The 7104-nt window shown below is 74.1% G+C and carries 5 protein-coding genes and 1 pseudogene; 1 reads left to right on the top strand and 5 read right to left on the bottom strand.

Annotated features, from left to right (window positions below):
• Window positions 1–163 precede the first annotated feature (163 nt).
• Genes ACLF5H_RS30280 through ACLF5H_RS30300 form a run of 5 tightly spaced genes read right to left on the bottom strand, consistent with a single transcriptional unit; the run spans window position 164 to window position 5798 of the window.
• Window positions 164–1474, bottom strand: a complete 1311-nt coding sequence (locus ACLF5H_RS30280) for a DUF58 domain-containing protein (protein ID WP_421679191.1) — start codon at window positions 1472–1474, stop codon at window positions 164–166.
• On the bottom strand, window positions 1474–2466 hold the full coding sequence (locus ACLF5H_RS30285) for an AAA family ATPase (RefSeq protein WP_421679192.1): 993 nt from the start codon (window positions 2464–2466) through the stop codon (window positions 1474–1476). Before ACLF5H_RS30285 ends, ACLF5H_RS30280 begins: the two co-directional genes overlap by 1 nt.
• Window positions 2463–3659, bottom strand: coding sequence for a DUF4350 domain-containing protein (locus tag ACLF5H_RS30290; protein ID WP_421679193.1), 1197 nt, complete (start codon window positions 3657–3659; stop codon window positions 2463–2465). Before ACLF5H_RS30290 ends, ACLF5H_RS30285 begins: the two co-directional genes overlap by 4 nt.
• The gene (locus ACLF5H_RS30295; RefSeq protein WP_421679194.1) at window positions 3656–4387 is read right to left on the bottom strand and encodes a DUF4129 domain-containing protein; all 732 of its coding nucleotides are present in this window, start codon (window positions 4385–4387) and stop codon (window positions 3656–3658) included. The genes ACLF5H_RS30290 and ACLF5H_RS30295 overlap by 4 nt, the downstream gene beginning before the upstream one ends.
• 52 nt (window positions 4388–4439) lie before the next feature.
• On the bottom strand, window positions 4440–5798 hold the full coding sequence (locus tag ACLF5H_RS30300) for a glycerophosphoryl diester phosphodiesterase membrane domain-containing protein (RefSeq protein ID WP_421679195.1): 1359 nt from the start codon (window positions 5796–5798) through the stop codon (window positions 4440–4442).
• Between the two features lie 140 nt (window positions 5799–5938).
• On the opposite strand from ACLF5H_RS30300, the pseudogene mtnA reads away from it, so the two are divergent.
• Window positions 5939–7071 (top strand): annotated as a pseudogene (gene mtnA, locus ACLF5H_RS30305) (S-methyl-5-thioribose-1-phosphate isomerase).
• The last annotated feature ends 33 nt before the right edge of the window (window positions 7072–7104 follow it).

Raw genomic sequence — 7104 nt, forward strand, 5'->3', positions numbered from 1 at the left:
CTTTCAGCGCCGATGGTACTGCAGGGGGGACCCTGTGGGAGAGTAGGACGCCGCCGAACAATTTTTAGGGAAACCCCCGCACCGTTGGTGCGGGGGTTTTCTGCGTTCCGGGACAATTTCCGGCACGGCGGTACACCCCGAAGGGCAGCGGATCGGTGGCCGCTTACAGCCGACCCGCCGCCTTCAGAGCCAGATACGCGTCCGCCAGGGCCGGCGCCAGATTCTCCGGGGTGGCGTCGACCACGGTGACACCGTGCCGGCGCAACTTGTCGGCGGTGCGCTGCCGTTCGTTCTGTGCCTGGGCCGCTGCCGCGGCCTCGTACACCGACTCCGCACTGCCCCGGGCCTTCGCCATGTGGGCGATATGCGGGTCGGCCACGGCGGCGACCAGGACCGTATGGCGGTGCGTGAGCTGCGGGAGCACCGGAAGCAGTCCCTGTTCCACCGGTGCCGCGTCCAGCGTCGTGAGCAGGACGATCAGGGAACGCCGGGGCGCCGTGCGCAGGACCATGGAGGTCAGGCCCCGGCTGTCGGTCTCCACGAGCTCCGGTTCGAGCGTGGCCATCGCATTGACGAGGGAGGGCAGCAGCTCGTTGGCTGAACGGCCCTGGACCAGGGCGCGTGCCCGGCGGTCGTAGGCGAGCAGATCCACGCGGTCACCGGCCCGGGAGGCGAGCGCCGCGAGCAGCAGCGCCGCGTCCATGGCGGCGTCCAGCCGGGGAGCGTCGCCCACCCGGCCGGCCGAGGTGCGACCGGTGTCCAGCACGAGAAGGATGTGCCGGTCGCGCTCGGGGCGCCAGGTACGCAGGGCGACCGTGGTCTGCCGAGCGGTGGCCCGCCAGTCGATCGAGCGGGTGTCGTCGCCGGGGACGTACTCGCGGAGGCTGTCGAATTCCGTTCCCTCACCGCGTGTCAAAACGCTTGTACGACCGTCGAGTTCACGCAATCGAGCGAGTTTCGACGGAAGATGCTTTCGGCTCGTGAACGGGGGCAGAACCCGTACAGACCAGGGCACCCGATGGGCGCCCTGGCGGGAGAACAGCCCGAGGGGGCCGTAGGAGCGGATCGTCACACGGTCGGCTCGGCGGTCACCCCGGCGGGTGGGACGCAGCCGGGTGGTGACCCGTCTGCGCTCGCCTGAAGGCACGGTCAGCTGGTGCCGGGACGACTCGACCTCCGTCCCGGGCAGCCAGCTGCTGGGCGGCCAGCCGTCCCGGAGCCTCGCCCGCAGCACCCGTCGCGTCGGGTTGGCGACCGTGAGCGTCACCTCGGCGGCCTCACCGAGCCGGGCGGTGGTGTCGCCGGAGCGGTTCAGGACCAGGCGTCGTACGGGCGCGGCCAGCGCGAAGTCGCAGGCGCAGGCAAGGGCCAGCGGGCCGTTGACCGCGAGGATGCCCGTCCAGCCCGGCTCCAGGATGCCGACCGGGATGGAGCCGAGGGCCGCGAGCAGGGCGGCGCGCCCGGTGAGCGCCATCAGCGGGGAACCGGGACGTGGGCGAGGACGGCGTTGATGACCGAGTCGGCCGTCACGCCCTCCATCTCCGCCTCGGGGCGCAGTTGGACGCGGTGGCGCAGGGTCGGCAGGGCGAGGGCCTTGACGTCGTCCGGGATGACGTAGTCCCGGCCGGTCAGCCAGGCCCAGGCGCGAGCGGTGGACAGCAGGGCCGTGGCCCCACGGGGGGACACGCCCATGGTGAGGGAAGGGGATTCACGGGTGGCACGGCAGATATCGACGACATAGGCCGTGATCTCGGGGGAGACGGTCGTCCCGGCGACCGCGGCACGGGCCGCCTCGAGGTCGGCGGGGCCGGCGGCGGGACGTATGCCCGCGGCGCGCAGATCACGGGGGTCGAAGCCCGAGGCGTGGCGGGTGAGGACGTCGATCTCGTTCTCACGGGACGGCAGCGGGATCGTCAGTTTGAGCAGGAACCGGTCCAGTTGGGCCTCGGGGAGGGGATAGGTGCCCTCGTACTCGACCGGGTTCTGCGTGGCGGCGACGAGGAACGGCTCGGGGAGCGGTCGGGGGGTGCCGTCGACCGTGACCTGGCGCTCCTCCATGGCCTCCAGGAGGGAGGACTGGGTCTTGGGCGGGGTGCGGTTGATCTCGTCCGCGAGCAGGAGGTTGGTGAAGACCGGGCCGGGCTGGAAGGAGAACTCGGCGGTCCGGGTGTCGTAGACGAGGGAGCCGGTGATGTCGCTCGGCATCAGATCGGGGGTGAACTGGACGCGCTTGGTGTCGAGTTCGAGGGCGGCGGCGAGGGCGCGCACGAGCAGCGTCTTGGCGACTCCGGGGACGCCTTCGAGCAGGACGTGCCCGCGGCACAGGAGGGCGACGACGAGGCCGGTCACGGCGGGGTCTTGGCCGACCACGGCTTTGGCGATCTCGGCGCGCAGGGACTCCAGGGAGGCGCGGGGGTCGTCCGCGACCTTGGCCGGCCCGGCGTTGTCGGTGGTCGGGTCCGTCATGAACGGCGTACCTCTCTTTCGAGGGCGTCGAGTTGGTCGGTGAGTGCGATCAGGGCCGTGTCGTCGCCGGGTGGCGGCCCGAAGAGCAGGGCTCGCAAGTCCTGTCCGTCTCCGGCGAGATGGGCGGACAGCGCGGGGAGCAGGGCCTCGGGCGCGTGCGCCTGGGCGACGGGCACCCCGACGAGCGGGGCGAGGCGGGTGCGGGCGGCGGAGCGCAGCGCGGTGGCGGCGCGGTCGCGGGCGTTGGCCTTGCGGTAGAGGCGGGCGCGGCCTTCGGCGGTCTCGGAGGCGCGGATCGCGACGGGGAGCCGTTCGGGCACCAGGGGTCCGAAGCGGCGCCCCCGCCAGAAGGTGGCCAGCACGGCCGCGATGAACAGCTGGAGGGTGGCCCAGGGCCAGCCCGAGGGGATCAGGTCGAAGAAGCTCTTGTCGTCGCTGTCGGCGGGGGGAGTGTCGGAGAGCGAGGGGAGGTACCAGACCAGATGGGGGCGGGAGCCGAGGAGTTGCAGGGCGAGCGAGGCGTTGCCCCGCTCGTCGAGGCGGCTGTTGTAGAGGATGTCGGGGGCGCCGAGCACGACGGTGTCGCCCCCGGCGGCGGCCGGGACGCGCAGCAGGGTGGCGAGCCGTGCGCTGGGGTAGCAGGAGTCGGCGTCGAGCCGGGTGGTGGTGTAGCGGACACCGCCGGTGTCGGCGCTGCCCGCGCGCCGCGCCTCGGGCAGGGCGCAGGCGGGGGCCAGGGCGGAGCCGAGGCTGTCGGCGGGGTCGGCGCTGACCCCCGGGGCGAGCCGGCCGATGGACCAGCCGCTCGCCGCGACGAGGACGGTGCGCCCGCCGGAGGGCGCGGTCGCCCGGTGCAGTGCGCTCTGCTGACCGGTGGTGAGCCGGTCGGGGACGGCGACGAGGAGGGTGGTGTCGGGGCCCGCGGCGGCACGGGCGGCGCGCAGGGTGGTGCCCACGCGCGTGGTGACCCCGCGATCGGCCAGCAACTGGGCGACGGCGCGGCTGCCGTAGGGATCGGCGGAGCGCGGGTCCAGCTGGCCGTGCCGCTCGGTGGAGCGTACGGCGGCGATGGCGACGGCCGCGGCCAGGAGCAGTACGACGGCGAGGACGATGCCTCGTGTCCGGGTCCACACCGTGCGGGCCGTGGGCGCGGTGGAGGTGGAGGCGGTCGGCGCCGCGGCCTCGGTGGTCACTCGGCGGTCCCCTGGCTGCTGTGGGCCGTGGCGGCCGCGCTGTCGGCGTGGGCGGGCCTGGCGCGTTCCAGATCGCGGTCGAGTTCGGCGAGGCGCCGGTACGACTGCTCGCTCGCGGCGCGTCCGCCGTACGTCACGTCGTCGAACTCCCGGGCGGCGGCGCGCAGTCGGCCGGTGTGCCCGGGCAGGGCGCGGCCAGCCTCGGCGGCGGCCTCGTCGGCGGTGCGGCCCGGCCGGATGTCGAGCACGGCGCGCTCCTCCAGGGAGCGGACGACGGCGCGCATGCGTTCCTGGACGGCCTGGCTCCAGTGGCTCTGGGCCGCGTGCGCCTCGGCGGCCGCGCGGTGTTCGGCGGCGCTGCGCGGGCCGTCGTCGAACAGGACGGGTGCGGAGCGGGCCGGGCGGCGGCGCGGGGTGCCCAGGCGCCACCACAGGGCGGCCGGCACGGCGAGGACGAAGAGGATCACGACCAGGAGGCCGACGGCGCCGCCGGGGGTCGGTCCGGCGGCACTGCCGAACAGGTCGCCGAGCCAGTTCCAGAACGCCTTCAGGGCCCGCTCGAACAGGCTGGGGTCGTTCTCGTGGTACATGCGCTTGGCCAGCTCGCGCTGGGCCGCCTCGCGGGCGGGGTCGCGCGGGATGGTCACCGGTGGCGTGCCACCGTGGCCGCCGGCCGCGAGGACGGAGGTGCCCGAGGCGCGCAGCAGGCCGTGTACGACTGTGGCCACGGCGCCGGGCGAACCCGGCGCCGTGCACGATCCCCCCGTGAAGAGCACCCGGTCAGCTCCCCGGGACCGGGCCGGGGGCGCCGGCGTGCGCCGGGGTGCCCTGGACACCGGCGGCGCGGGCCAGTTCGAGGTCGAGGCCCTCGCGGCGGATGCGCTGGTCGATGTAGAGGAACACGGTGACGCAGGCGGAGATCGGCAGGGTGATGGTGGTGCCGATCATCGCGCCGATGCCGACGATCATCAGGAAGGACCAGCTGAGGTGCCCGCCGTTCTGGCCCAGCAGACCGGACAGGCCGTCGTCGGTCGTGATCAGGGCGATGACGGTGAAGGGGATCGAGATGACCACCCTGACGACGCCGACGATGAGTCCGGCGAGCAGCTGGATGCCGAGGACGCGCCACCAGGAGCCGTTGACCAGCTTGGCGGAGCGGCGCAGGGCGTGCATGATGCCCTGCTTCTCCAGCATCAGCGCGGGCGCGGCCAGCGAGAAACGCACCGTCAGCCACATGAGGACGACTATCCCGGCGCCGAAGCCGAGGACCAGGAGCGCGACTCCGGCGACCCGGCTGCCGGCGAGGAAGCCGATGACACCGGGTACCGAGGCGACGAGCATGACGCCGAGGCCGAGGAGACCGAGCAGGAGCATCTGGCCGAACAGCTTCAGCAGTTGCGGGCGGGCCTCCCGCCATGCCTCGCCCAGGGTGGCCGGCCTGCCCAGGACCGCGCGGCTGGTCACGCTCGTCAGCATCGCGGTGGCGATGAGGGTGCCGATCAGGGTGATCAGGCCCAGGATGATGGAGCTGAGGAAGGACTCGCCCATGACCCGCAGCGCCTCGGCGGGCGGCATGGCCGGGTCGCCGAGGGACGTCTTTTCGACGGTCCTGTTCAGGAAGTAGCCCTGGACGAGGACCGCGATGACCTCCGTGACCACCGCGAGCGCGAGGGATATGCCGAGGACCGTGCGCCAGTAGGTGCGCAGGGTGGAGACGGCGCCGTCGAGGATCTCGCCGACGCCGAGCGGGCGCAGCGGAATGACGCCGGGCTTGGCCGCGGGCGGGGGACCGCCCCAGCCGCCGCCCCAGGCTCCGTACCCGTGGGGCGCCCCGTAGCCGGGAGCGCCGTAGCCAGGGGGGCCTCCGTAGCCGCCGCCGGGTGTGCCGGGCCGGGGTCCGCCCCAGCCAGGGCCGGGCGGCGGGGTCGGGCCCGGGGCACCGGTGGGCGTGGACCACTGGCCGGGTGGCGGCTGCTGGCCGGACCACTGCGCGCCTGGGCCCTGCGGCTGCGGGCCCGGCTGCGGCGCGGGTGCGCCGGAACCGTTTCCGGGCTGGTCGGCGGTGTCGGACGCGCCGGGTTCCCGTCCCTCGGGCGTCGGGTCGGATCCGGGCGAGGCCCAGCCCGGAGTGTCTGTCATTGGAGCTCCTTCTCGGTGCCCGTCCGCGGTCGCGGCGGCAGGTTGGTGGACATCGTGCCATGGCGTGGTCACGTCGGGTCCGGGCGAGGTACGGGCCGGATGTCTTCAGTTGGCCGTGGTGTCCGGGGCAGACTGACGGCATGGCTGATCATCAGGCACGAAGCGGCGGGGACGAACGGCCGTCCGGGATACCGGCGATCCGATGGGAGGAACCACCCGAAGGTCCTGTACTGGTCCTTCTCGATCAGACGAGGCTTCCCGCGGAGGAGGTCGAGCTGGTGTGCACGGACGCGCCGGCGCTGGTGGAGGCGATCCGTTCGCTCGCCGTGCGCGGGGCGCCGCTGCTCGGTATCGCGGGGGCGTACGGCGTCGCGCTCGCCGCCGCGCGGGGCTTCGACGTGCCCGAGGCGGCGCGCTCCATCGAGGAGGCCCGGCCCACCGCGGTGAACCTGTCCGTCGGTGTGCGCCGGGCACGGGCGGCACACGAGGCGGAGCTGGCCCGCGGCGGCGACCGGCCGCCGCGGCGCTGGCCGCCGCGCGGACGCTGCACCGGCAGGACGCGGAGGCCAGCGCGCGGATGGCGGCCCACGGTCTGGCGCTGCTGGACGAGTTGCTGCCCGGCGGCGGGCACCGGATCCTCACCCACTGCAACACCGGGGCACTGGTCTCGGGTGGTGAGGGCACGGCCTTCGCGGTGGCGCTCGCGGCGCACCGCGTGGGGCGGCTGCGGCGGCTGTGGGTGGACGAGACGCGTCCGCTGCTCCAGGGCGCGCGCCTGACGGCGTACGAGGCGGCCCGCAACGGAATGGCGTACACCCTGCTCACCGACAACGCGGCGGGTTCGCTGTTCGCGGCGGGCGAGGTGGACGCGGTGCTGATCGGGGCGGACCGGATCGCGGCGGACGGCTCGGTGGCGAACAAGGTGGGCAGCTACCCGCTCGCGGTGCTCGCGCGCCATCACGGGGTGCCGTTCATCGTGGTGGCGCCGCTGACCACCATCGATCCGGACACCCTCGACGGCGCGTCCATCGAGGTCGAGCAGCGTCCCGGCTTCGAGGTGACCGAGGTGATGGCACCGCAGGCGCAGATCACGGGGCCCGGCGGCGGGATCCCGGTGGCACCGTTGGGGACACAGGCGTACAACCCGGCGTTCGATGTGACGCCGCCCGAGCTGGTGACGGCCATCGTCACCGAGGAGGGCGCCGTCACGCCGGTGTCGGGCGAGGCGCTCGCGGGGGTCTGCAAGCGGGCGCGCGAGGCGGCGGCCGGCTGACCGGAGCGCGGCGCCGGACCCCGGGTCCGGCGC

Origin of the sequence: Streptomyces sp. LaBMicrA B280, from assembly GCF_049222185.1 — a bacterium.
In the GTDB taxonomy this organism is placed as follows: Bacteria; Actinomycetota; Actinomycetes; order Streptomycetales; family Streptomycetaceae; genus Streptomyces; species Streptomyces murinus.